This window comes from Rubritalea squalenifaciens DSM 18772, from assembly GCF_900141815.1.
Lineage (GTDB): Bacteria > Verrucomicrobiota > Verrucomicrobiia > Verrucomicrobiales > Akkermansiaceae > Rubritalea > Rubritalea squalenifaciens.
The window spans coordinates 1-24,107 of the sequence record NZ_FQYR01000004.1 but is presented as its reverse complement, the minus strand read 5'-3'; the positions used below and the strand labels follow the sequence as shown (position 1 = coordinate 24,107).

General features: G+C 52.5%; 22 protein-coding genes. 11 read left to right on the top strand and 11 right to left on the bottom strand.

Going from position 1 to position 24,107, the window contains the following annotated elements; all coding sequences use genetic code 11:
- Positions 1-5: 5 nt before the first annotated feature.
- A complete protein-coding gene (gene argB, locus BUB27_RS10300) occupies positions 6-875 on the top strand; it encodes an acetylglutamate kinase (protein WP_143183764.1) in 870 nt (289 codons plus the stop codon).
- 22 nt (positions 876-897) lie between these two features.
- Entirely contained in the window at positions 898-2,454 is a 1,557-nt protein-coding gene (locus tag BUB27_RS10295) for a S1 family peptidase (protein ID WP_143183763.1), read from the top strand.
- An 11-nt stretch (positions 2,455-2,465) separates the two neighbouring features.
- Here BUB27_RS10295 and BUB27_RS10290 read toward each other — a convergent pair whose 3' ends face one another.
- The 3 genes from BUB27_RS10290 to folP all read right to left on the bottom strand — a co-directional run bounded on the left by BUB27_RS10290 (position 2,466) and on the right by folP (position 4,352).
- Positions 2,466-3,005: a shikimate kinase gene (locus BUB27_RS10290; RefSeq protein ID WP_143183762.1), complete on the bottom strand. Its 540-nt coding sequence runs from the start codon at positions 3,003-3,005 to the stop codon at positions 2,466-2,468.
- 132 nt (positions 3,006-3,137) lie between these two features.
- Complete coding sequence (locus BUB27_RS10285) at positions 3,138-3,491, bottom strand: hypothetical protein (RefSeq protein ID WP_143183761.1); 354 nt, start codon at positions 3,489-3,491, stop codon at positions 3,138-3,140.
- Positions 3,492-3,509: 18 nt separating this feature from the next.
- Positions 3,510-4,352: a dihydropteroate synthase gene (gene folP / locus BUB27_RS10280; RefSeq protein WP_143183760.1), complete on the bottom strand. Its 843-nt coding sequence runs from the start codon at positions 4,350-4,352 to the stop codon at positions 3,510-3,512.
- A gap of 79 nt (positions 4,353-4,431) precedes the next feature.
- On the opposite strand from folP, the gene BUB27_RS10275 reads away from it, so the two are divergent.
- Genes BUB27_RS10275 through BUB27_RS10265 form a run of 3 tightly spaced genes read left to right on the top strand, consistent with a single transcriptional unit; the run spans position 4,432 to position 6,969 of the window.
- On the top strand, positions 4,432-5,040 hold the full coding sequence (locus BUB27_RS10275) for a hypothetical protein (RefSeq protein ID WP_143183759.1): 609 nt from the start codon (positions 4,432-4,434) through the stop codon (positions 5,038-5,040).
- Between the two features lie 9 nt (positions 5,041-5,049).
- On the top strand, positions 5,050-5,691 hold the full coding sequence (locus BUB27_RS10270) for a hypothetical protein (RefSeq protein ID WP_143183758.1): 642 nt from the start codon (positions 5,050-5,052) through the stop codon (positions 5,689-5,691).
- A gap of 42 nt (positions 5,692-5,733) precedes the next feature.
- Positions 5,734-6,969 (top strand): hypothetical protein, encoded by a 1,236-nt coding sequence (locus BUB27_RS10265; RefSeq protein ID WP_143183757.1) that lies wholly within the window; start codon positions 5,734-5,736, stop codon positions 6,967-6,969.
- On the opposite strand, the gene BUB27_RS10260 is transcribed toward BUB27_RS10265, so the two are convergent.
- Both BUB27_RS10260 and BUB27_RS10255 read right to left on the bottom strand, forming a co-directional pair.
- A complete protein-coding gene (locus BUB27_RS10260) occupies positions 6,966-7,661 on the bottom strand; it encodes a PEP-CTERM sorting domain-containing protein (protein WP_143183756.1) in 696 nt (231 codons plus the stop codon). The two genes, BUB27_RS10265 and BUB27_RS10260, sit on opposite strands and share 4 nt — an antisense overlap.
- A gap of 251 nt (positions 7,662-7,912) precedes the next feature.
- A complete protein-coding gene (locus BUB27_RS10255; RefSeq protein WP_143183755.1) occupies positions 7,913-8,329 on the bottom strand; it encodes an HD domain-containing protein in 417 nt (138 codons plus the stop codon).
- Between the two features lie 181 nt (positions 8,330-8,510).
- Here BUB27_RS10255 and BUB27_RS10250 point away from each other — a divergent pair, with 181 nt between their 5' ends.
- Complete coding sequence (locus BUB27_RS10250; RefSeq protein WP_143183754.1) at positions 8,511-9,833, top strand: homoserine dehydrogenase; 1,323 nt, start codon at positions 8,511-8,513, stop codon at positions 9,831-9,833.
- A gap of 61 nt (positions 9,834-9,894) precedes the next feature.
- Here BUB27_RS10250 and BUB27_RS10245 read toward each other — a convergent pair whose 3' ends face one another.
- Positions 9,895-10,764 carry a hypothetical protein gene (locus BUB27_RS10245; RefSeq protein ID WP_143183753.1) on the bottom strand — a complete coding sequence of 290 codons (870 nt, stop codon included), beginning with the start codon at positions 10,762-10,764 and terminating at the stop codon, positions 9,895-9,897.
- Between the two features lie 105 nt (positions 10,765-10,869).
- Here BUB27_RS10245 and BUB27_RS10240 point away from each other — a divergent pair, with 105 nt between their 5' ends.
- From BUB27_RS10240 to BUB27_RS10230, 3 genes are all read left to right on the top strand, one after another.
- Entirely contained in the window at positions 10,870-11,337 is a 468-nt protein-coding gene (locus BUB27_RS10240) for a hypothetical protein (protein WP_143183752.1), read from the top strand.
- A 79-nt stretch (positions 11,338-11,416) separates the two neighbouring features.
- Positions 11,417-13,996 (top strand): hypothetical protein, encoded by a 2,580-nt coding sequence (locus BUB27_RS10235; protein WP_143183751.1) that lies wholly within the window; start codon positions 11,417-11,419, stop codon positions 13,994-13,996.
- Between the two features lie 6 nt (positions 13,997-14,002).
- Positions 14,003-14,821, top strand: a complete 819-nt coding sequence (locus tag BUB27_RS10230; protein WP_143183750.1) for a hypothetical protein — start codon at positions 14,003-14,005, stop codon at positions 14,819-14,821.
- Positions 14,822-14,870: 49 nt separating this feature from the next.
- Here the strand turns inward: BUB27_RS10230 and BUB27_RS10225 are convergent, their stop codons facing one another.
- The 3 genes from BUB27_RS10225 to BUB27_RS10215 all read right to left on the bottom strand — a co-directional run bounded on the left by BUB27_RS10225 (position 14,871) and on the right by BUB27_RS10215 (position 17,690).
- Complete coding sequence (locus BUB27_RS10225; protein WP_159434905.1) at positions 14,871-15,530, bottom strand: PEP-CTERM sorting domain-containing protein; 660 nt, start codon at positions 15,528-15,530, stop codon at positions 14,871-14,873.
- Positions 15,531-15,609: 79 nt separating this feature from the next.
- On the bottom strand, positions 15,610-17,139 hold the full coding sequence (locus BUB27_RS10220) for a LamG-like jellyroll fold domain-containing protein (protein WP_159434904.1): 1,530 nt from the start codon (positions 17,137-17,139) through the stop codon (positions 15,610-15,612).
- Positions 17,136-17,690 carry a sigma-70 family RNA polymerase sigma factor gene (locus BUB27_RS10215; RefSeq protein ID WP_143183747.1) on the bottom strand — a complete coding sequence of 185 codons (555 nt, stop codon included), beginning with the start codon at positions 17,688-17,690 and terminating at the stop codon, positions 17,136-17,138. Before BUB27_RS10215 ends, BUB27_RS10220 begins: the two co-directional genes overlap by 4 nt.
- A 192-nt stretch (positions 17,691-17,882) precedes the next feature.
- On the opposite strand from BUB27_RS10215, the gene BUB27_RS10210 reads away from it, so the two are divergent.
- Positions 17,883-20,657, top strand: a complete 2,775-nt coding sequence (locus BUB27_RS10210; RefSeq protein ID WP_143183746.1) for a DUF2339 domain-containing protein — start codon at positions 17,883-17,885, stop codon at positions 20,655-20,657.
- Between the two features lie 169 nt (positions 20,658-20,826).
- Complete coding sequence (locus tag BUB27_RS10205; RefSeq protein WP_143183745.1) at positions 20,827-23,088, top strand: sialidase family protein; 2,262 nt, start codon at positions 20,827-20,829, stop codon at positions 23,086-23,088.
- A gap of 61 nt (positions 23,089-23,149) precedes the next feature.
- Here the strand turns inward: BUB27_RS10205 and BUB27_RS10200 are convergent, their stop codons facing one another.
- Both BUB27_RS10200 and BUB27_RS10195 read right to left on the bottom strand, forming a co-directional pair.
- Positions 23,150-23,527 carry a response regulator gene (locus BUB27_RS10200; RefSeq protein WP_143183744.1) on the bottom strand — a complete coding sequence of 126 codons (378 nt, stop codon included), beginning with the start codon at positions 23,525-23,527 and terminating at the stop codon, positions 23,150-23,152.
- 71 nt (positions 23,528-23,598) lie between these two features.
- Positions 23,599-23,970, bottom strand: coding sequence for a sterol desaturase family protein (locus tag BUB27_RS10195; protein WP_143183743.1), 372 nt, complete (start codon positions 23,968-23,970; stop codon positions 23,599-23,601).
- Positions 23,971-24,107: the final 137 nt, after the last annotated feature.

Here is a 24,107-nt window from a genome sequence, read left to right as displayed (position 1 = left end):
TCATCATGACATCCGAATCCAAGGCATCCGTACTTATTGAGGCACTTCCCTATCTCCAGGCATTTCGCGGCTCCACCTTCCTCATCAAGATGGGAGGATCCGCCATGGACGATCCTGAACTTGTCCGCAAAGTCATGCGCGACATCGTCTTCCTGGAAGTCGCTGGGATCAACCCCGTCGTGGTACACGGAGGAGGCAAGGCCATCTCCAAAGCCATGGCTGAGGCTGGACTAGAAGCCAAATTCATCGGCGGCCTGCGTGTCACCACCCCTGAAGCCATCTCCATCGTAGAGAAGACACTATCCTCCACCATCAATCCTGGTCTTGTAGACATGATCCGTGACTTCGGCGGCAAAGCCGTCGGCGTGCCAGGGACTGATGTCTTCATCGGCGAACGCATCAAGGGCAAGGACGAGAACGGCGAAATGCAGGACATCGGCCGCGTAGGCCAAGTCGTCGGCTGCCAGCGTGAAAAAATGAAGGAGGCTCTCGATGCAAACATCGTTCCCGTCGTCTCCCCACTGGCTACCGAACTCGGCACCGGCAAACCACTCAACGTGAATGCCGATCTCGCCGCTGCCGCTCTGGCCAAAGACCTCAGAGCCTCCAAGCTCATCTACCTTTCAGACGTCCCCGGTCTCATGCAGGACCCTTCCAAGCCAGAAACCCTCATCCCGTCCATCAACCCGGCCAAGGCCGATGAGCTGATGAAAGACGGCACCATTTCCGGCGGCATGATACCCAAGATCAACTCAGCCCTCGATGCCCTTAACAACGGGGTCGACAAGGTACACTTTATCGACGGCCGTCGAGCTCACTCACTCCTCCTAGAAATCTTCACCCAGTCCGGCATAGGGACTGAGATAACCAAATAAACACACAACATAGCCTCAGGCCATGAAATTACTTACCGCTCTCTACGTTTCATTCGGCCTGCTCAGCTCACTCACCACCGCAAAGGAAACAACCGCAGTTTCCTCTCCGGCAGAGCTTTGCAGCGAACTCAAGCACGCACTTCCCACCGCAGCTCGTGGCTGCGTCTCCTTCAAAGGCCTCGGCGGCAATGCCGCTGCCGTCGTCATCTCTCCAGACGGCTACGTTCTCACTGCGGGCCACGTCGGCCAGATGATGAAGGACAAAGAGGATGTTAAAATCATCTACCTGGACGGCACCGAAGCCACCGTGGAAGCCCTCGGCTGGAACGTGGAAACAGACTTGGCCTTGCTCAAGATCGTGTCTCCTGAGCGCAGGGAATGGCCGCACGCCAAACTCGCCAAAACCACAACCAAAACCGGAGGCTTCTGCTTCACCAACTCCAGCAAGTTTGGCTACCAGGATGGGAAAAGACCTGTAGTCCGTTTGGGTCGCATCACTAGCCTGAGCACGCTGAGAGACAAACCCGGCATGCTCATCTCAGACATGAACATCCAGCCCGGTGACTCCGGCGGCGGTCTCTTCAATCTCAAAGGAGAACTCATCGGCATCAACTCCTCAGCGGCTGGCATCATCGGGATGAACATCTACCCGAGCATTGACCAGTACTATCTAGACGCAGAGCGCTTCAAGAAAGGCGAACGCTTCGGTAACCCGGACATCGCTCCCACCAAGGCAGAGAATTACACCATTTCCGCCACTGAAGATGTCCTCGCCCTCGTACAGAAGGAGCTTCAGCGCCGCCTCCAGCTCAACTATCCCCCGACACTGGACTTCATCAGGCAGCACATTAAGAAAGACAATACCGTCAACATCACCCCGCAGCAGCTCATCCAGCACATGCAGCGGGATGCCATCATGCTCAGCCGCAAGCAGCCGATCAGCCTCGGCATGGACGACCCGGCACTCACCAAACAGCTTCCAGCTCTCCCCGATGAGCACAACAAGCCCGTCCGCATTTTCAACAGTGAAGACAACTCCGCAGCACTGGCTCTCGCGCTGGACGACAGGCACCTTCTAGCCAAACTCAGTCTGGTTGAGAACAAAGAAGGTCTTAGCCTAGGCAAAGGGGAGAAATCCACCGCAGTCAGCATCGTCTCCAGAGACGAAAAGCGTGACCTGGCTCTCCTCCAGCTCGCCGAGGCAAAGAAACTCCCGACGATCCAGTGGCCTCAGGATGACAGCAAAACTGAGACCGGAGACTTCATCTATGCCATCAACGCCAAAGGCTGGAAGCTCTGGGGCAATCTCTCTAACACCACTCGCAAAAATAAAAACCAGGCCTCCATTGGACCACTTGATGCCAAGGACACTCTAATCAGCAAGCACCGCTCACCCTACCCGGTCAGCTACATCTGCTCCATCCCACTCTTCGCAGAAGACGCCGGCACCCCGGTCTTCAATCAGGACGGCCAACTCATCGGCATCTACATCGCCCGCTACACCCGCACCATGGGCCTCCTCCTTCCCGCCAGCGAGGTGAAGAAGTCGGTGGAGGAGATGATGGAAGGTTTGAAGTAAGCACCCAATCTTTAACGCCCCATTTCGGCCACAAACCGCCGAATTTCTTCACGCGACCTCAGCCTAACAAACTGAATATGTGAGTAGCGCTCATCAGACATACATTCCTGATAGCGCTTTCTCACACTCTTGTAGGTCTTGATCGTCCACAGGATAATGGAGTCTTTGCTCAAGAAGCTTTTGCGGAACGACTCCCGGTTTCCTGTGCCCGGCCAAAGTTCTTCCTTGGTCCAAGATCTCTTGACGGCCCGGCCTGTCGCCTGGATCAAGGTAGTCCAGAATGGCATATCTACCCAAACGACCAGCTGCACCCGCTCCCACTTCAGCGGGGCAGTACGGCTGTAATTGCCGTCCAGCACCCACTGCTCACCTGCGATCTCTTGTTTCAGCTGTTGAAAAAACTCTTCATCCTTAGGCCAGTACCAATCAGGTCCCCAAAAGATGCGGTCCATCTCTACATAAGTCAGAGACAGCTTCTCCGCCAGCATCCTAGCGACTGTGGATTTCCCACTCCCGCTGACTCCTATCACATTGATCCGCTCTATCTTCATCTTGGCCCCGTCTCGAAAGGACAAGCATCAGACCGCAGTCGGCAAAGTTCGCAACAAGAAAATGATCTATCTGCACCTCACACCCAACATCTTCCACACATGTGTAGGGCCTAATAGTGCACCTATAGCTAATCACACTTCACTGTCTTCCTTATCTTCATACACCCCCTGCCTCTCGTGATGTGTATCAAAGAAGGTATCTAAATAGACACTAGCTTCCAGGTCGCTTTCCCGCAGTAGCGAAAAAACCTCCATCCCCTGCTCAACAGTCAGAGGTTCATTGAACATCCAATAAGCCTGAAAAAGATCGAGTAATTCAAAGCCTTCACTTTCCGCATACTCTTTGGCTTCCTCTTCGGCCAACTCAATGGCTTCATCCATCGACTCGGCTTGCCATATAGTGATCCTCTCCTCATAGAGGTATTTTAACTTCTGATCCTCCCGGGATGGCCACAACACGACCATTCTGACAGTGTAACTTGCCATACCTTATTTGATACTGAGCTATTCTCCGAAATTGATAATTTCCTCCACCATGCGCATGGCTTCGTAGTTGCGCTTCACTGCGTGAACACGGTGGATGACGGCACCTTTTTCACGGCCTAAGGAAGTGATCGCCAGCGTGCCATCGTCGCGGGAGTCGGCGGCTTCCAGATTCAGAGCCTTGCCGATCATTCGCTTGCGGGAGACCCCCAAAAGCATCGGGCGCTCCTGAACATGGAGTTCCTTCATACGCCTCAGGAGCTCGAGGTTATGCTCCATGGCCTTGCCAAATCCGATTCCCGGGTCAAAGCAGAGACAGAGCGGATTGATCCCCAGACGGGTCAGCGTACGGTAGCGCTCCTCGAAAAACTGTTTCACCTCTTTCACCACATTCTCGTAGCTCGGGTTCTGCTGCATGGTCTTCGGCTCTCCCTGCATGTGCATGACCACCACGCCCACATCGTGCTGCGCACAAACCTTGGCCATGTTCACATCCCCCTTCAGACCCGTCACATCATTCACGATGTCCGCACCGGCTTTGATCGCGGCCTCGGCCACCGCCGCCTTGCTGGTATCGATGGAGATCAGGCACTTACTCATCTTGCGGATCGCCTCCACCACAGGCACCACGCGCTGGATTTCCTCGATGGCATTGACCGGCTCCGCACCGGGTCGGGTGGATTCGCCGCCGATATCGATGATTTCCGCACCTTCCTGCATCATCCGAACCGCATGATCCACGGCATCGGTCACAGACACATATTTGCCTCCATCGGAGAAGGAATCAGGCGTCACATTCAGGATACCCATGATCATTCCCCGGTAGGTGAAGTCAACTACACGGCTCTTTGTCTTCCAGCGCATTTTGACTAACTACCTTATTTGACCCACTCTCGAAAACTGAAAACTTGAATGTTGCCAAATTTGTCGCAGACTAGCCCGCATGACCACGATCCTACGCACTATGCTCTGCATGGCTGCAGCGCTAGCCTGCACCCTGCCGGCAGCATCTTTCGCCCAGCAAAAAACTGTCAACAAAGGCAAGCTCGTCCGCATCATCCGCAACCCGGACGGCTCGTTTACCCGATTCTCTAGGGACCCCAGTAACACCGTCCTTGAGAAGGTGACCTACCTGCAAAAGCGCAATGGAGAGCAAGTCATTAGGAATCGCACGATGTACCGCCGCAATAAGTTCGGCAAACTCTACAGTGGTCACATCTTTGACGGTCAGCGCACCATGCTTTTCCGCATCGTCTACGGTTACGACAAGGAAACCGGACGCCTTGTCGCCGAGAACATGTTCGATGCCCGCGTCAAGCGCACCTACCCAGACAACCCCAGCAAGGAAATGCCTGTCCGCGCACTCCGCTACACCTACAACAGCCACGGCGAACAGTCCCCGCCGATCATTTTTTCCTCCATGGAGGGTAAGGACGCTCAGGAGCTCCAGCAATGGCTGCGCGAGCAGAGAATGCAGGACGGCACTCTGCCAAGTGCAGACCCATTCCGCAACGACCCGGTGAACCCCAATGCCAGACGCCTGGGTGAGTAAGTTACCTCGATGAGCCGGAACGGATACATCAAGGCAGCTTGCGCAGCTTCACTGGGCTGCGCCATCTTCGCGGGCATCTATGTTTCCATTTCACGTTCCGCTGAAGAAGCCCCTGCTCAAGCCGCTGTGGCAACCGAGCCCCGTGCTCTCCCTCCATCACCAGTGACTCCTGTCACGCCAGTATCCACTCCAGAAGCCGGCCAACTCCACTCAGAGTACCAAGCCAACCCCGAAAACACTGTTCTCGTGAGGCATATCTTCCGCCTCCAACCAGACGGCACCAAGACAGGCCTCGCACGTATTCACTACCGCAGAAACAGGAGCGGCAGAATCTCCAGCGCCCAAATTTATGACGCTGAGCAAACGCTGGTAGCCCGCTGCGTCTATGGCTACGAGAAAACCTCCGGTCGCTTCGTCGCGGAGAACATGTTCGAGGCCCAACTCAAGCGCACTTCCCCGAACGATTCTGAAAGAGAAAAGCCAATTCGAGCCATTCGCTACACATACGACCATAAAGACCAGCGCTCCAAACCTCTGGTCTTTGCCAATGACGAATCAGCCCTACCAGAATTTCTTCAGTCAGTAGGGCTGGAGAATGGAACTATGCCAGATGAGGACCCTTTTGCGGACAAGAAAGTCGGCATGCGTTAGGATTCTCTGGCACCTCTACTTTTTGGGGCTATACTCCGGCTGATGTCACCCAACGCCGTTCTCACTCTGCTCACCTTTTCAGCCACCATCGTAGGAGCACGCCTTTACGTGAACCACGAACTGGCCAGCACCCAGCCCAAGGAGGAGTTGACCACGGAGATGCGTAACTACATCTCAACCATCGAGAACCAGGTGGCTGAACTGCAGAAGGAAAATAAAACTCTTCGCGCCATCGCCCAATCAGCCGAAGGCATCACCCTGCCCGATGAGCTGATCACCTTTGTCGAGAAAGACATCGGCCTCACCTTCAAGTCACCGCCGCAGGTCTTCCCCGCCAATGAGGACTTCATCCGCGAGGCGGCTGGCCAGCGCTACCTCTCGGCATTCAATGAAGCCGGCATGCAGATGCGAGCCTATGCCTTCGAAAAACTCGGTATCATCCCGCCCAGCCAGCAATTCATTGGTCAGCTCATCATAGCCGAGACGGTCGGCTCCCGCGGCTACTACGATGTGACCGCCGGAGAAATCCTGCTCGCTGAGGACTTCGATACTGGCAGCGTCCACGATCAGGCCAGCGCCGTTCGCTTACTGGCCATTGCTCTGTTAGACCAGCATGCGCCGCTGCCAAAAATCCTGACCGACGATATGTTTCATGCCCGAGAGGCCATCCACCGTGGCCGCGCCAGCATGCTTCAGCAGCGCTTTTACAGCATCAACGCCCGCAGCATCGGCTTCGTCAGCCAGCGAGACAACACGGAAGCAGTCGAAACCTTCAAAGCACTCTGTGGCTATGTACAGGCACTGACTACTTTCCCGAACACCGAGGGGAAAAGCTTTGCCGAAATCCTTTACCAGAAAGACCAAGCAGCACTAGCCGAAGCTCTCATCCACCCACCACAGAGCACGAAGGACATCTACCTGAATACCCCACCTGCTGAGTGGAGCAAAGCCCAGGAGCCTCCGGCACCCACAGCGGAAACTCCGCTGACCACCAGCCTGGGAGCCCTCACCGTACATGCCTTTCTCAAGCAGGTGATGCCTGAGAAACAAATCTCAGCCATCATCAAAACCTACAGCTCGGACACCCTCACCATCGAAACCAGCGGCGACCAAGGTGAAACCACCACCATCAAATGGTCGATCAACTGGCCAGATCAAAATTCAGCCGAGGCCTTCCTCGTAGCCGCTAAGGAAATTCTCTCCGCCCAAGATAACGGCGCAAAGGCCAGCCTGACAGAGACGGGTGTCACGCTGACCTTTGTGGAAAAGCCGAACTAAGAGCGCTTTCTTCTCATCAAGCCAATGGCTCCGGTGAGTCCGAATAGCACACTTGATGAAGGCTCTGGAACGGAACTAACACCCTCAGCACGAATCATGGCATTGCCGCCTAAGATATCGTCATAGTTGTTCTTATTCAGAGCGGTCGACATGGAACCCGGAGCAGAATTGGCAACATCACCATTCCATCGATACATCCAGCTTCTCCCCTCGTTACTGCTGGTATCTCTGGCGGGACCTAAAACATTTTGATTAAAATACATAGACATCCCCACAAAGAAGCTATTTCCACTCGCAATGTAGGCAGCGCTATCCAGCGTAAACTCTACAAATCCAGTCGAAGCTCCATTGGAAGTATTACTAAAGTCTGATATCACTCCTGATCCACTCTCCAGAAGCACTGCATCATCAGGGTTACCATCATTGTTTGGGTCAGACCAGACATGCACCCCAAAGGCCATACCATTGTAGGTTGTAGGGTTAGCTCCAGAGCCACCAAAAGAGATACTCACTTTTTGAATATATTCAGCTCCTGCCTGAGAAGTGAACGAGTTTAGCCAGACTGTGGTTGTCCCGTAGCCGCCAAGGCCACTTTCACCAGTACCGTCATCCAAAAAATAGGAAGTGCTTGCAGCCTGCATCATACTGGGAACCAAGAGTCCCAGCCCAACTAGAAGGGTGGTAGTTTTCATTTAGGGTAGTAATAAGTTACGCGGCTTATAAACCTCACCTAACAGTCACTGTCAACTTCTATCATTAGACCAGACGATCACCCATGACATCACCAAAGAGTCGCCATCAACTGCACAAAGTCTACGCATGCTGGTAGCAAATTAACCCACACACATGTACGCTTCGATTTCACTATAATCCATCGAAGAAGCTATCTCCTTCGCCGTATCCGTATTCAAGAACTCAGGATCAGGTAGCACACCAATCCTAGTCAGGGTAGCACACCAATCCTAGTCAGATCTAATCGGTCGGCATCCCAACTACATTTGATCGTTGGATTTTCGTGAAATAACTCCTCAGTATGTCCACAGCAGGCTTCATGCAAAAAATCGAATTGCTCTTTTGAAATAGGCAAATAACTAGCCTCAAAAAACTCCTTGGCCAAAGCAGCACCTCTCTCTCCATGGTTAGGATCATCAAAATCGTTGATGCGTTGTGAGTCATGAAACAAGGCAAATAAGCTGACTACCACCTTGTCTCCAGATTCACGCTCCGCCAGATAGAGTCCATTTCTCTCAACACGCTGCCAATGAGACAAACCATGCACGCTAAATTCCACATAGTGCTTTCGCTCAAGGACGGCTTTGACTAGGTCATCGTGGATTTCTGGATGCATGAAGCTGGTCATGCTTCTACATTGAGCACAACACGCTAATGTGTCGATAGATTGGCAGTAAAATCATCACTGCCTCCGAAAACGCAAATCATCATCGATTCGTGACAGCTCACAGAGCTTACATTTAACGATGACCGAATTCCGCAAATTAACGCTTAACAGCAGCAAAAATTCACTCCACAGTCCCCGCACAATGAGCACGAAAAACATAGGCATCGGCATGGCAGGATTCGGCACCGTAGGTACCGGAGTATGGGAAACCATCCAGCGCAACGGCTCTCTGATTAGCAACAGAGCCAAGGGAGCCTTCTCCCTCTCCATTATCAAGGCCGCCGTTCGTGACATTACCAAGAAGCGCATCGATGATGCGCCGGCAGATCTTTTCACCACGGATTGGCAGGAAGTCGTCCGCCATCCGGAGGTCGACATCGTGGTCGAACTCATCGGTGGTACCACCACGGCCTTCGACATCGTGGCTGAAGCCATCAAGCTGAAGAAACCTGTCGTGACAGGCAACAAGGCCCTGCTCGCAGAGCGCGGCAAGGAACTCTTTGCCCTGTCCAAGCAGTACGATACTCCGATTCACTTTGAAGCCGCTGTCGCCGGAGGTATTCCGGTGATCAAAGCGGTGCAGGATTCTTATGTGGGCAACCGCATCGAGACCATGTCCGGCATTATCAACGGCACTTCCAACTACATCCTCGAGCGCATGACCAATGCAGGTCTCGACTACCTGGAAGCCCTCAAGGAAGCCCAGGACCTGGGCTATGCTGAGGCTGACCCGGCCCTCGACGTGAACGGCTGGGATGCAGCACACAAGGCCATCCTACTGGCCACTCTGGCCTACGGCTTCTCCGTGGACCCGGAACAGGTTTACGTTCGCGGCATCGAGCGCGTACGCACCATCGATATCGATTTCGCCACCAAGCTGGGCTACGCAGTGAAGCTCCTCTCCGTAGTACGCCAGCACAGCGACGGCTCCGTGGAGCTCCGCACCCAGCCATCCTTCATCGCCAAGAGCCACATTCTCTCCAGCGTGAATGGCGTCTTCAACGCCGTCGCTGTCCGTGGTGATGCCTCCGGAGAAGCCCTCTTCTACGGACGTGGTGCCGGCAAGGAACCTACCGCCTCCTCAGTGGTGGCCGACCTCGTCGAGGCAGCCTACACCTTCGTCCACACCGCGGGTCACCGTGGATTCCTTCCTTATAGCGAGAGCGGCCAGCTGCGCCCGATCGAGGAAACCGAAACTTCCTACTACGTGCGCTTCGCAGTCACCGACCGCCCGGGCGTGATCGCCGAGATCGCAAACATCCTCGCCAATGATGGCATCGGCATTTCCGGTACCCATTCACCAGTAGACCCAGAGGATCCAGACAAGGACTTCGTCGATATGGTCTTCCTGCTGCACAAATGCCCGTTCGGAAAACTGCAGGAAACCCTCAAGAAATGCGAGGCTCTCGACTGCGTGACCGAGGAGCCCGTCGTCTTCCGCATTGAGAAGCTGGCCACCAGCTAACATCCTTTCCTAACCGCCATAACAGCGCTTAGAAAGCTCCGGCCGCCCTGCGGCTGGAGCTTTATTTCTTTTGGACGGGAATGGTATAAGTACCCTTTGCTTTTTGGAGCACCAGCTTGCATTGCCCAGCCTTGGCAGCATCCACCAGCAAAGACCCCATAGCCTGATCAGACTGATGAAGGACCCCTCCGTTCGGCCCCAGCACCTTGACCGTTTTCACCACGCCTCCACACTCCCAGCGTACCCAGGCCTTTCCCTCAGGAGTACCCTCCTCATGATAAGTATAAAACTGGGCATGGTTATCAGTCACAAGCTGCAGGCCATTGATCGCTGAACGAAGCCCTTCAGGATTCTTGTTACCTTTGATGACTACCTTGCCGCCCTTGAGGCCGTGAAAGACGATTATATTCTTCCCCTCGACCAGCTCTCCAGAATAATTGCCCTCTTCCTTCACCGAACCTGACTGATCATTCAGGGAATACTCCATCAACCTGTCGGCATTATCCGAGTTCGTGTAGAGAATGATTTTATACCCTACCTGTTTAAAGCGGGCTGGCACATTAGATATTTCTAGAAATTCCCCCCCCCTAAAACCGTACCAGCCCTTGTACAGAACGTGGTCGTCCGTCAACGTCTCGCCAACTATAGGGCTCGTACCGACATAGCCAGCCTGCACGCTGAGCTTCACCTCCTTGGGTTTACCGTCACCATTACGTAAGCCATGGTTTTTAAACCTCAGCCCAGCGCCTCCATCATAGAAAATATTATTCCAGTATCTCAAACCACCCGAGCCATTGGTGACCACGCCACCGCTGGGCCTCTCACTGAATTCATAGACGGTATCCCCATTATAATGGAAAGCGAGGTTGATGATTTCAGCCCGAGCTGCTGCCAGGCTGATGGCTGTAGATAGTAGAATGCGTGCGAACATAAAGCAGATGATTGAGTACATAGAGGCATCTCCATTACCCCCCAAACGTTACACACTTTTTTGTACTGACTCCAAAAACACCTGCATTTTATACCTTGGTAGCCCTTGCGCACCACCGAGATCGCCCTAGAATACACCTACCAATCACCACGCATCGCAGTGAAAGACAGCTTCGGAAACACCTTCAATAAAACAGTCGCCACCGGAATCATCTCGGTGGTCACCTTGTTGCTGTTCGTCACGACAGCCGTTGCCAATTCTCAACTCGGATTTGCGGTCTACCTCCCCTGTATCATCCTGCTCACCTCCTCGCTGTCCGTCGCCTCCATCTGGATCTTTGGACGCCCCCGTAAGCCAGACTCCCCCACCATCAAACAGCTCGAGGCGATGCAGAAGAAAATCGCGGAACTCGAGAAACGCCTCTCCAACGCCGAGCTCGTCAACAACTTCGAAGACCGCCTCGCGGAAAAAGAAGCCAATTTCCGCCATTCTAACAACAGCGCAGAACACTCCCCCACCATGGGCCCCACACAGAGTTCCCCCAGCTCAGACGCCATGCCCACTGCGGAATAGCCCACTCCCGGGATTCGCACACCTTTAGCTGTAACTAATTTACAGACTCCACCTAGTACATGAGTTAACAAGAAAGCTCATGAGCCTAGGCCTAACGACAGATCTCCACCCGAAGAATCACGCCGCACGATCCAAGGTGCTCGCGCTTCTCGCTATTACCTTACTGATTCTTCTCCCCTCTTGCCGGGACGCCACTAACTCTAACAAATCTGCTTCTCCCGACACCCCAGCCAGTAGCTTATTGCAAGCCCCCAGTTTGGATCCGGCCAAGGTCACGCTTCAGCCCTACGCGGAGAACGAGCGTATCCTTACTAGTCTACCAGCAGGTCCGGGGATCATCCATTACTTCGGCGAGAACGAGGCTCCCACAGAAATCCCCAGCTTCATTACCGAAAAGTTCCAGGAAGCTGACAAGATCACTCAGTTAGGCGCACGACATAACCTCTACTTCGATAGAGAAGATATGCAGGCCACCGATACTCGCGGTCTTGTCGTTTACCACCACTCCAGCTCTACCCTCTATATCTATGGTAATGTCCCATTCACCGAAACCATAGGACAAGTCTATCATAACTACCTCTATAACTCACCCAGCTACGCACATATCAGAGCCACAATATACAAGGTACCCCGACGCCAAGAAATTCCGCTCATCTGGGCCACTCCTGAACCAGCATTATCCGAGATTATCCAATCCATCGACCTCACCTCGTACAACGGTAGTAAAGCAGACATCACTTGGGGACCAGAGAGCGACATCTCCTACATCAGCACCGAGCCATCCTACCACAGAGAATACCCGTGGGTCATCGACACGCAACTCGACTTCCGCTTGGCTGAGTATGATTGTTCACTGAGCACCGGGGTGAACCTCACCTTGAATCAGGACACCACGTTGGAAATCAAGCGCTCTACCGGCTACCACCTGCTGCTCACACTCAGCCCCGCCATCAGGCTCACCGATGGTTTCACACTAGAGAATAAGTATCGGCCTGACTCATCGGAAAACTATCTCGCAATCAAACCCGAGTCTAACACGAAGCTCACTCTAAAAAGCTATTGGGTAGATCCTGAATTTCTTCAAGTACTGGCCCCTAGTGAGCCCTTCGAGGGAGACTCAGATGATCCGTTTGCTGATCCTCCAGAGCCGAAAAATCCACTCTCATCCATGACAGGTGTTGCTGGCTTTGCCAAATCATCCAGGCGCATCAAGCCCCCCCAACTCGGCAATTACTTTTCCGCTGATGATGTAGTCTATGACGCTGCTGAATTTTTCTCTACCTATGGAATCACCTGCAAAGAAGGCTGCTACTTCATTTACAACCACAGCAAGCAGCATCTCCACATCTACGGGGATCAAATCCTCCACGATCTATTTGAGAGTATCATAGTTAACATACGCCATGACCCTCCTTCACAGTACATCAGTAACATTCTGATCACTCGCCAAGATACCGCCCATAATACTCATGCTGAGACCTTGTTAGGTGGCACGATTCCACACCTCTCGGGCACTATACTCACTCTCACAGATGGGGCCGTTGACTTGAGTATAGAGTCCACTTTTCACTATGCCGGCCAATCCATGGAAGTCAGAGAACTGAAGCTTCAATTGAAAGGCCTAGATCTTCAACATACCAGCAGTTTCATCTACCCCCTGGGATTAGATCACAAGCAGCTGATCCATCAGCGAGGAAACATCCAATATCATCTTCATATCAAAACCCAGAGAATCTATGCAGACATGAGCAGCACCTTCCAGTACATCGTGGAAGAACTCACCCCAACTAGAGAGGTAACCCAAGCAGACATGATTCCGGTGGAGGATCCTCATGCTCACGAGAGAATAGATGATCACTCATCCCTATCCTCCCACTCTCCATTTCCAGATACAGCTCCCTACCCTGATGAAGATAGCACGTTGTTTACTCACTCCCTAAAAGCCCCTGAGGATTTACTAAACCTCCTCTACGGCGCCTATTCCTCAGCTGCCGAGGACCCGTTTGCAATTACGGAAGAAGAACCAAATGCTATCCTTTTGCCTCGCCAATTCAGGCTCGTTGAGTCTCCGGATATCGCTGGCATCACCTCCTCCTCAGACCTCTGTTACGACGTTAAAGAAGCTATAGCCACGACAGGTGTCGTTCTCAGTGACGAATCATGGTGTATTTTCAATGCGACACGTAGCACCTTGGTCACTCACAGCACCGCCATTAACCACGATCTATTGGAGGCTCTCTTGCGTTGGTCTTGCCGCCACACCTACCCGATGATCAAGTTCACTGTGATCCACATCTCAACCCCCAATAATGTGGAGTCCGACCCTTATCAGACCAGCCCCCAGGACTTGTCTAAACTTCCCGATGCAGTGATCCACGGATCTGTCACCAGCATTTCCCGAAGCGGAGAAAAGTCCACAATAAGCCACCCAACTATAGATCCAGATGCCTTGCCCAAGTTCAGTCTGGAGGCTGAACCCAGTCTTAGTGAGGATGGACGCCATATCGATCTTCGATACGCCATCATCGCCCCCTCTGCGCTGGCCGATAGCGGCATTATCCTCGCTGACGGTATGCCTCTCATCACCCAAATACCATCCAAGCCCGGCTCACAACGAAAGCATTACTTCATCCTCCGAGCTGATATCATCAAACTCTAATTAACCATGCTACGCTTTTACACACTCCTCTTTCTTCTGATTACCCCCCTCCTTGCTCAAGACAGGCCGAAACCAGTAGCAGACCCATACTTACGCTACTGGAAGCATTACTACGGCTCAGACATCATCGAGGACATCAGTCGCAGCAAGGCCGTCAAACTAACACCTGAGAACACTCCCAAACCTTGGGCTCATCTCATTCCCGAGGGACACCTGGTCTACAACCTGATCCCACACATCCAAAGCAACCTAACAAAACACACCTTCAAAGAGAGTGAGTATATTCTCTACGACATCAGCTCGGGCCACATCCTTGTCAAATCGACACCTCAGGTAATCAAATTCGTCAAAGAGCTCGCAGCCAAGCAACTCGTCAAGGCCCCGGTATCTATATCTGTTCAAGGAACCCTCATTTCCGTCAAACGACCTGATGACCCATTCCTCGAGTGGGACAAAGAACAAGTTCAAGCCCATGAACCCAAGGTTCTGGCAACTTTCGCTGCGTTAACTCAATCATGTGAGCGACACATCTCCACGTACGGAAATCCGGATAATCCTACTCACGAATTTGAAGTCGAACCTATCATTAGTGAAGACCACCGTATCATTGACCTCAGTCTGGCTCTTTTCATCAAAGCCCAGAAAGATCAAGAGGGCTTTCAATTCAATACCGGCCTCACCCTTCGAAACGGTCAAACCTTTATCCACCCCTATGGCTTTTCCATCACCCCCGGACGAGTCACCCTACTTTCCATTAAAGCTAGCAGCGTCAGTCCAGAAGGCGCCAAAATGCCAGACCTGCCCGACCCACACCCAATCCATTAAAGAATTGGCGGAATCATTCCGCCAATCCTGATGAAATGTCTGCGAGCGCCTATCGTCTGCGGCGCAGTAGAAGGCCAAGGCCAGCCATGCCAATAAGGGCAGTCGAGGATGGTTCAGGGATGGCCTGTACATCGAGGGATACTGAGTCTAATCCCTTGAATGTGGAACCGGTGGTACCGACAAACTGTACTCCGATAGTGGCACCAATACCTGCAGCAATGACATCCGCACCAGAGAGCACATAGGATGTGGCTGAGCCATTGGCCTGCTCCCAGTCGCCAGAGACATTGTTCATGTTCAAGGTGATGCTGGACCCTGAAAACACATTACGTGTAGTTCCACCGTCGGTGGTCCAGAAAATCTCACCGACCCATCCACGGCCTGCAGCTCCGGAATTCCCATAGAAGTCCAAGGTCAGCTCTTGTCCTGCGCCCTCTACGGTAGCAGATGTCAGCTGATAGATGTAAGTACTATCATCACCTGTAAATGTTCTATTAGACCCGTCATTGGAACCCAGTGCTCCTCCAGTGGCTATGGAACTATTCACCCAGTTATCTGCATAGCCGTCAGAGCCCAGTGCCACTCCTGAGTTGTCAATTCCATTGGAAATGTCATCGATTTCAAAACTCCCGTTCAGAATGACATTCGCGGCATTAACCGAGAGGCTGGTGACAGAGAGTATAGCCAGACAGCTCGTTAGCTTCATCATATGTTTCATTTGTGTGTTTGTATACTTATGTGTTTTTTCTAGTCGCTTGGGGCGCGCACTCACGCATCCAAGCTAAAGCTTACTTCATGGAATTCTTCTCCATGAGCTGGATCACCTGATCCTGACCAATAGCCCCCTCGATGATGAACAACTCATCAATCGCGCCGTGGAAAGTACTTCGATTGTTGTTCTTCAGTGTCATCGTCGCACCAATCACAATAGGTAGAGCCTCTTGACCCACCTTCGTATTTGGCCAGACATCTTTCTGATAGACGCCAAGCTTTTGCTCCTGGCCATTGATATACACTCTCATCACACCAGTCTCGGGGGGCTTGGCACCGGGATCCCATACGGCAGCCACGTGATACCACTCCCCGTTTTCCAGTTTCGAGTTCGTGCGATGCGCCCCCGCACCAACCACAGTTAGATTTGAAGCCCCCTCACCATCCCCCATCACGGCCAGCTGCCAACGTTGGCGATTATACAGCATCACATCACGATCACCCCACCCCACGATATTCGTACGCATCGTTCTCCCACGGGGAGCCTTCTTCACCTTGATCCAGCAGGCCACAGTACGGGGTCTATCACCACCAATACCGGGATGCTTTGTCGTCAGTTCATTCTCAAACTTACGGAAGGTCACTCCCGCCCCGTACTTACCGGGTACTTTATTATCTTCTACCCTGGCGATGCGCGGGCTCGCAGCGGCCAATTCCACTCCAGGCATAGATCCCTCTGCCGGATAGGCGTTGCCCTCAGCATGATCGAAGGACCAGTGCAAGTAAGGTAAGCTATCAGGTAGCGTTTCTATAAACTTTTCAGGCTCTACGTCCACTGCGAGCAGGGTATTCATCGCTTTCAGCTTACGAGCTTCTCCAGCCTTGATGATTTCCGCCTCCGCTCCCTCCTTCAAGGTTTCCACTTGCACCTTCCCCTTGAACACATGCACCTCATCGTATTTCACGTGATCTGCCAGCACACCAAATTGCGTCCCCAGATCCACCACTTTCAGTTCTTTGGTAAGAACTGTAAATCCTTCTGCACCCTGGGACACCTCGAACCAGGCCCTGCCCTTGTTCAACTGCAAGTGATTCCCTTTGAGTAGGATCATGTCAGCTGGCGCCATAACGACCGACTTCACCCCATTCCCGAAGAGCAGCTCCACGGTCCCTTGTTGCAACTGAAGACGTGATCCAACCTCTAGCTGCATCCCTCCCTCCAATGCTTGCTTCGTATGACTGACACTATATTGTGTCCCTGGCGCTACTCTGAAGACTGCTTGTTCACTCGGCTTCACCCTCACAGTCAGCAATGCCAGAGTCACGAGACCTACCAGCAGAACTGCAGCCGAAGCCAGGGCTGTTAGCCTGAGTGCTTTGACTCGCTGACGACGCACCACCCGGTCAATGGGTATCAAAGCCTTACCAACTGCCGCAGGAACCGTGGCATTCATCTGCATGGCATTCTGCAAATGAATGAAGTCACGGTAGATTTCACGAGCCTCAGAGTTGGTCCTGAGTTCATACTGCAAAGCGTCCAGCTGACTCTCGTCTAGGTTACCGTCCAGCAAATCCTGGATCTGATGTTCGAGCTCACGCCGTTTCATCGGCTTCCAAGACTGGGGTTCAATTGATACGCCACACATTGACGCAGGCCGCTACGGATACGATGCAAGGTCACCCGCAGTGAACCAAAGGGTCTCCCGACCTTATCCGCATAATCCTTCAGAGAGAGGTCCGAGCCATAGCGCTGCTGGATCAACTGGAGCTCCTCTTTCTTCAATTTGGAGAGACAACGCTCAAGAGCCAGCATGCGCTTCTCCGTCTCCTCTGGCACCAAACTACAGAATTCCGCCAATTCTTCGGCAAGGTCATCATCCAGAGTACAGACTTTGGATTTCTGTTTAGAATACTGGCGCTTGTGACGCTTCACTTCAAAGCGGGCAATCGCATAAGCCCAGGCCACGAAGTTAGTGCCTATCTCAAAGGATTTTCTCTTCTCCCAAATAATCAAATTAGTCTCCTGCAGCACATCGGCCGCCCCATCCATGCCCGGCATCAGTGAAATGATATATGCACGCAAAGAAGGCTGATACTGTGTGACCAGACTGATGAATTCGCGCTGCTCTTCCGGGCTATGTTCGTAATTCGAAGACATGTAGAGAGTAATCTATACTATCTCACGCACATCGCCCTCCTCGTGTTAACAAATTAGTCTTACTTTCTATTCCCAGCCTTCCTGGAAGGGATGACCAACAGTCCAGAGACGGACGGCAATCATCATTCAAATCGATACTAACGTAAGAATATTCGATAACACAGAGGTAAGCACATCGCTTAAAGTCCCGAGATGGACCCCACTCCTCAGGACATCGCCATCTCGGACATTCAGTTCCGTCAGCGCAGATTGCAGCACAAGATCGACCAGCTGCGTGAGGAATGTGCGCAGCTCGACCACTCGATCGAGCAAATCAAAAAAGATCCCAAGCCAGCACAAACACCACCACCTCTTCCTACGCCACCCAAGCAAACCGTCACCCAGACTACGCACGCTCCTATCCAAGAGAAGAAGTCTATCCCTCTTGCATCCGAGACAAAACCTGATCCTACTCCCCTCAAGGAGCCACAGTCCGTCAAACCAGCGGCAGAAAAAGCAACGGCCTCCAACGCCTCTCCCTCTTCCAGTGATTGGGAACTCAAGCTTGGTAAAATCTGGTTTGTCCGCTTCGGGATCGTTTCCCTGCTCACTGGTCTGATTTTCCTGGGAAATTACGCGTATCATAACTGGTTATTCGCCGCCACGGCTCCCGTGAAATTGAGCTGCTTCATGCTCATCTCGCTGATGCTATCCCTGGGTGGAATGCTCTTTGAGAAAAAGAAACAGGACCTTCGCCGCTATGGCAGGGTCATCACGGCGGGAGGTCTAGCCGCAGGCTACTACACGATCTATGCCTCGCACTTCGTCAGTTCACTCAAAGTCGTGCACAGCCCCCCACTGGCAGCCACTTTACTCACGCTCTGGGCCGGACTCATACTGGTCTATGCCAGCTGGAAACGCTCGCGCATCATCAGCGTTATGGCCATCGGCCTGGCCTTCTACGGCTCGGTCGTCAACCCCACTGGCTGGCTTTCCCTATTCTCTGCCCTCCTTCTATCCGCTTCCGGCATCTATCTTCTTGTTAGACACAGCTGGACCTCGGTGGGCTTAGTCACCGTGGCGGCTGCCTATATTTCTCATGCCTTCTGGTTAGGGCTCTATCCACATACCTCCACAGACACGGTACGTCTGACTTATCTGGCCAGCTACTGGCTGCTCTTTATCACGGCTCTGGCCTTGCCATCCTGCAGGTCCATTAAGACCAGCACCTCAAAACTCCTGGCTAGCATGAACAACGCAGGGGCTTGGCTCCTCACCGTCTACAGTATTCCCCAACTCCTTCCCCAAGACTTCTATGGTGAATTCTCTCTAGGCTTTGGCACTCTCCTTATGCTCTGTGGTACCATCTCCAGTACGGGCAAACTGTGGCCGAAACACCTCACCAGCACCTTTGCCTACCAAGGGCTCTTCCTTTTCACCCTAGGCATCATGGAATGCTACGCAGGTCACACACGTTTCCTCATACTCGCTGCGGAGACCTGTATTCTTCTCGCTGCAGGTATTCGTCATGATCATTCCACCCTCAAAGGCATCTCCGCGATCGTGTACTTGCTCTCGCTTGGGTTATGCTTCTTCGGCGGATTTCCCGCCGCAAGTATTCCTGTCTATGTCTCCCTCACGCTGCTCAATGCGGCCTACACCATTCTCGTGCGTCAAGCGGTGCATGATACCCCTGAGACAAACAATGCAGCCGTCGCCATCATCCCAGCCCTGTTCACCTGGATCATTCTTTGCTTCGGCGTATTTGGTCAGCTAGATACCAGCTACCGTACTCTCGCACTGATGGCGACAGTCCTCACGTTCCTGTGCCTGCACCTCAAAGTACCAAAACTTAAAGCCTTGGTTGACCTCACCCTCGTGACGCCGCTGCCCCTGATGATTGGGGGATTCTGGCAACTCACCCAACCAACGAACTCCTATCCTCTCACCTATCTGACCCTTGGAGCTTTTCTCGCGTTCTGGTTCCTCAGCCCAGTCATCCACCGTCTCGCCAAAGAGACCTTAGGCTATTATTCCATGCTTCCTCCCGCCAAGGATTCACCCATTGGCTGGGTGTCGGGCATCCTCACTTGCGTGGTCTGCTACGGGACTCTGTACACGCTGCATGGCGCCCTAATCAGCAGAGCCATCTTCCCCTGCATCATGGCTTTTACCGCCCACCTCATTTCTGAGAGATCAGGCCGCCGTTCACTCAGTATTCCTGCGCTCTTTGGTATCGTCGCCTCCTTGCTCACCCTGATCTACCAGAGCGATCTGATCGGCAGAGTAGGTTTGCTCGTCCCTGCCATAATCGGTCTTCATCTGATGGTTGCAGACAGGTGGTTGAAGTCACTCGATCTCAAGTGGCTGCGCACCACGCTGGCGACAAGCATGACCCTGACACTCGTCCCGCTCCACGGCCACCTGACACACCCGTACTATGCCTTCATCATCCTCGCGGTCGTCTTCTATCTCTGGGCCAACAAGCGCCAAGACCTTCCCTTCCTTACCCTTGGCACCTACCTACCACTGGCGGTGGCCCAGATCCTGAACGCCCCCTATTATGGAGACAGCGCCCTGAGCACTTATCTTTGCTTGGGATTCGCCCTGCTCATACACCCCCTAACAAGAGGATTACCCAAACCTTGGAAATCCCTACACACCCTCTCAACGGTCTTCACACTACTACTGCTATTCCTAGCTGCTTCATGTGATGTCGCCAACGCTTACAACGGCCACGGGCTTTCTATCACCTGGACACTCCTAGCCTTCATCATATTCAGCCTAGGCCTCGTCTCTAAGTTTAGGATCTACCGCTACACGGGCCTGCTCTGGCTGAGCTTAGCTGCTCTCTATGTCATCTGCATCGATGTGATGCGATTCGACACCCTCGGCCGTATCTTGAGCTTCATTGTATTGGGACTCACCCTCATCGCTCTCGGTTATCTGTACAACCGCTTCCAGGAACACATCAAAAAGCTCCTCTAGCGATCCATCACTTTCGTGTCGTGTTATCAAGGATCAGGCGGGGCGTCACTGCGCCCCGCCTAAAAGCCCTCATATCCTCATACGCTTTAAACACTTATAACCCAATTGGTCTCATAATGAACCAAAGCTTGCTCAGAGCCACCAAGACCATCTGTGCTAGCGTTTTTGAATGCAACCACTCACACGACTCACATCCGTAGCCCTGCTCTCGCTATGCGTCACCTCCCTCTGCCAGGCTGCCCCCGAATACAGTGTCACCACTGTCTTCACATCGGGAGAGGGTTACCCTGTTTACCGTATTCCCGCCATCATCAAAGCAGCCAATGGAGATCTGCTTGCCTTCTGCGAGGGAAGATCTAGCTATTCCGATGGTGGAGACATTGACCTCGTCATGAAACGCTCTACTGACAACGGAGCCACCTGGGGAAATCTTCAACTCGTCCATGAAGAAGGAGGCACAGCACCAATCACCATTGGTAACCCTGCCCCAGTGCTCGATGCGACCACTGGCCATGTGCACCTTCTCTTCACGCGTGAGAACGACACCGTTTTCCACATGAAGTCCACTGACCACGGCGCCACATGGTCAACGCCCACCGAAATCACCAGCAATGTCAAACTCCCCGACTGGGGCTGGTATGCCACAGGCCCGTGTCATGGTATTCAGCTTACTCGAGGTTCTCAGGCCGGCAGACTCGTCATTCCGGCGAATCATCGCGTAGGAACAAACGGTTCGGATTCCGGCGCATTCGGGGCTCAAATCATTTATTCCGATGACCACGGCGCCACCTGGCAGATGAGTGCCTACGCAGATGCAGCTAATGGAGCAGCACCGAATGAGACGACTCTAGTAGAGCTGAACACGCCGGGAATCGCTGATGATACAGGTACAGGTTCCCACATTTACATCAATTCCCGCGATTATAGTAGTGATGCAGGTAACCGCTCCGAAGCCTACTCTGGAGACGGCGGCAACACTTACACCACCGCCTACGATGGAAACTCACACTTCGTAACGCCCATCTGCCAAGGATCTCTTGTTAGATTCAGTGCAATTGACCAAGGAGCAGCCACCAACCGCATCATCTTCTCAAGTCCGAACGGTTCATCACGTTCAAACGGTTCGCTCTGGATGACAACCGACGAGTCATTAACGTGGTCACAACCCAAACAGCTATTCGACGGCCTCTTCGCCTACTCTGATATGGTCAAAACAGCAGACGACAACTTGGGTGTCCTCTTTGAAACTGGCGATTCCACAGGAGGGTATAAGTTCATCAAATTTATCCGTGTGAATGAAGAATGGTTAGATGTACCAGCGCCACCAGCGGAATCTCCAGCCTCGGCATTTTGGGGATTTGAAGAAAAAACGGCTGGTGCCCAGGTAGACACAACAAACGCCAGCATCCTCGACACAGCTGTTGACGGCAATGCTCGCCACCTCACCGCCGTCTCCGCCATACCTTATACAGCATCATCCACAGGCTACCCGAATTGCACCGCACTCAGCTTCTCTGGTGACACCTCAATCTACATTGCTGATTCTCAAACAGGGAACAACTTCGATTTCGCGGCAGACGACACTTTCAGCATTGAAACCGTCTTTCGGGTTCCTAATGGTCATAACTCCTCCTCAGCGATCATCGCCAAAGATCTGGGATCAAACCAGCCATCCTGGTGGCTTCGTATGGAAAGCTCAGGCATCATCCGTTTTCTCGTTTCAGATTCTACCCAAGAAGCCATCGCCACCTCTGAATCCATCACGGTCAATGACGGTAACTGGCACCACCTGGTAGCCATCAAGAATGGAGATACGAAACGGCTCAAACTCATTCTCGATGGCGTACTCATCACCGATATCGAGGACACCACCACAGGATCACATGCAAACAGCCAGTCTCTGCGCATCGGCAGATTCAATAGTGGCAGCCATGCCTTCACAGGAGAAATCGATTACGTGCGAATCGCTCTGAAAGAACTCTCTGCTGCCGACTTCCTCCAGACACATGATCAAAAAGACATCGATAAAGATGCCATACCTGACATCTATGAAAAAAGCATCACCGGCAACACGCGAACTCTAGGCAACGGAGATACTGATGGAGATAATATACCAGACCTAATCGAATACCTTACCGGCAGTGACGAAATGTCCCCCAGTGACCAGCCCTTGATCCAGCTCAATCAAGCAAGTACCGACGACACCTACACCTTCATACACCATCTTCGCGACCTACCAGAATGGCTCTCACTTACAGCAGAGTATTCTAACGACCTTGTAGAATGGAGCAATGTTCCCGTAGGAGGTACAAGCTCCACGAATAGAGTCGATTCAGGTAATGGTCTTTCACAAGTCACTCATACCATTACAGCTCCCAATCATTCGAAAATTTTCGCCAGACTCAGGCTCACAGATAGTCGCACTCCATAATACTCCAGAGCATAAAAAAAGCCCCTGAACATTCAGGGGCTTCATCATTGTTAGTCAAAATCTATCGTGCTTCACCGTAACGCTTAGCGAGATCTACCAACCATTCCTTCTTCAGAGGCTTGGAGAGCAGCGTCACCTGTCCCTGTGGCAAGAGGCGGTTAAGGACCTCGACTTCAGCTCCGTCCAGTCCATCTACCAGAGCTACCACTGGCAGCACATAATGAGACTCTTTTTCCAAAAGCTGCTTGTAGAGTTCGTCTCCATCCATATCCCCCAGTTTAAGATCGAGGATCGCGAGAGGGAAATCATATCCAGAAGCCATTGTCAGAGCTTGCTCTCCGCTAGAAGCCGCCAAATGAAACACACCTTCCTCTTTCAAAACGGTGGTGATTTCATTCAAAAGAGCACTATCATCATTTACTACAAGTATCGGATTCATTGCCTAGTAACTAACAGCAATGAGACATATCCCGCCATTATAAAAAGCAGATGAATCTACACCTAAGAGAATCACTTCGTTTTCTTTTTACACTTCCGTTTGTAGGGAAAGACCAATTGCTTCCAGAATCCTTCTGGCGGCTTGCCGCTCATATTCCCGTACTCTTCCGGCCACTCTCCCTTGGGACAACGATAGGTACCAAAAATCATATCGATCACTGGCAGGTGAACAGCATAGTTCGCATCCATGTAGCGATGATCCTTGGCATGGTGCCAGTGATAGAACTTGGGAGTCGCGATGATATAACGTAGCCAACCAAAGTTGATTCCCAGGTTAGCATGAATCGCCACAGCCTGGACACCCACCAAGGTAATGTAGGCATTCAGAGCCGCTTGCTCGAAACCGAGCAAATACAGAGGCAACATCACCAGAGCTCGTGTCATCAGACTCTCTGCCTACACAGTGAAACCCGTCTCATCCCCACTCTTAAAACTGGACACAAAAAAAGCCCGCACTCAGCTTTCACTAAGTGCGGGCATATAACCTGGCGACGACCTACTCTCACAGGACCTATCGTCCA

Excerpts from the sequence above, each read along its gene's own strand:
- argB (WP_143183764.1), top strand. The coding sequence starts at position 6 with ATGACATCCGAATCCAAGGCATCCGTACTTATTGAGGCACTTCCCTAT.
- BUB27_RS10295 (WP_143183763.1), top strand. The coding sequence starts at position 898 with ATGAAATTACTTACCGCTCTCTACGTTTCATTCGGCCTGCTCAGCTCA.
- BUB27_RS10290 (WP_143183762.1), bottom strand. The coding sequence starts at position 3,005 with ATGAAGATAGAGCGGATCAATGTGATAGGAGTCAGCGGGAGTGGGAAA.
- BUB27_RS10285 (WP_143183761.1), bottom strand. The coding sequence starts at position 3,491 with ATGGCAAGTTACACTGTCAGAATGGTCGTGTTGTGGCCATCCCGGGAG.
- folP (WP_143183760.1), bottom strand. The coding sequence starts at position 4,352 with ATGCGCTGGAAGACAAAGAGCCGTGTAGTTGACTTCACCTACCGGGGA.
- BUB27_RS10275 (WP_143183759.1), top strand. The coding sequence starts at position 4,432 with ATGACCACGATCCTACGCACTATGCTCTGCATGGCTGCAGCGCTAGCC.
- BUB27_RS10270 (WP_143183758.1), top strand. The coding sequence starts at position 5,050 with ATGAGCCGGAACGGATACATCAAGGCAGCTTGCGCAGCTTCACTGGGC.
- BUB27_RS10265 (WP_143183757.1), top strand. The coding sequence starts at position 5,734 with ATGTCACCCAACGCCGTTCTCACTCTGCTCACCTTTTCAGCCACCATC.
- BUB27_RS10260 (WP_143183756.1), bottom strand. The coding sequence starts at position 7,661 with ATGAAAACTACCACCCTTCTAGTTGGGCTGGGACTCTTGGTTCCCAGT.
- BUB27_RS10255 (WP_143183755.1), bottom strand. The coding sequence starts at position 8,329 with ATGACCAGCTTCATGCATCCAGAAATCCACGATGACCTAGTCAAAGCC.
- BUB27_RS10250 (WP_143183754.1), top strand. The coding sequence starts at position 8,511 with ATGAGCACGAAAAACATAGGCATCGGCATGGCAGGATTCGGCACCGTA.
- BUB27_RS10245 (WP_143183753.1), bottom strand. The coding sequence starts at position 10,764 with ATGTTCGCACGCATTCTACTATCTACAGCCATCAGCCTGGCAGCAGCT.
- BUB27_RS10235 (WP_143183751.1), top strand. The coding sequence starts at position 11,417 with ATGAGCCTAGGCCTAACGACAGATCTCCACCCGAAGAATCACGCCGCA.
- BUB27_RS10230 (WP_143183750.1), top strand. The coding sequence starts at position 14,003 with ATGCTACGCTTTTACACACTCCTCTTTCTTCTGATTACCCCCCTCCTT.
- BUB27_RS10225 (WP_159434905.1), bottom strand. The coding sequence starts at position 15,530 with ATGATGAAGCTAACGAGCTGTCTGGCTATACTCTCTGTCACCAGCCTC.
- BUB27_RS10220 (WP_159434904.1), bottom strand. The coding sequence starts at position 17,139 with ATGAAACGGCGTGAGCTCGAACATCAGATCCAGGATTTGCTGGACGGT.
- BUB27_RS10215 (WP_143183747.1), bottom strand. The coding sequence starts at position 17,690 with ATGTCTTCGAATTACGAACATAGCCCGGAAGAGCAGCGCGAATTCATC.
- BUB27_RS10210 (WP_143183746.1), top strand. The coding sequence starts at position 17,883 with ATGGACCCCACTCCTCAGGACATCGCCATCTCGGACATTCAGTTCCGT.
- BUB27_RS10205 (WP_143183745.1), top strand. The coding sequence starts at position 20,827 with ATGCAACCACTCACACGACTCACATCCGTAGCCCTGCTCTCGCTATGC.
- BUB27_RS10200 (WP_143183744.1), bottom strand. The coding sequence starts at position 23,527 with ATGAATCCGATACTTGTAGTAAATGATGATAGTGCTCTTTTGAATGAA.
- BUB27_RS10195 (WP_143183743.1), bottom strand. The coding sequence starts at position 23,970 with ATGACACGAGCTCTGGTGATGTTGCCTCTGTATTTGCTCGGTTTCGAG.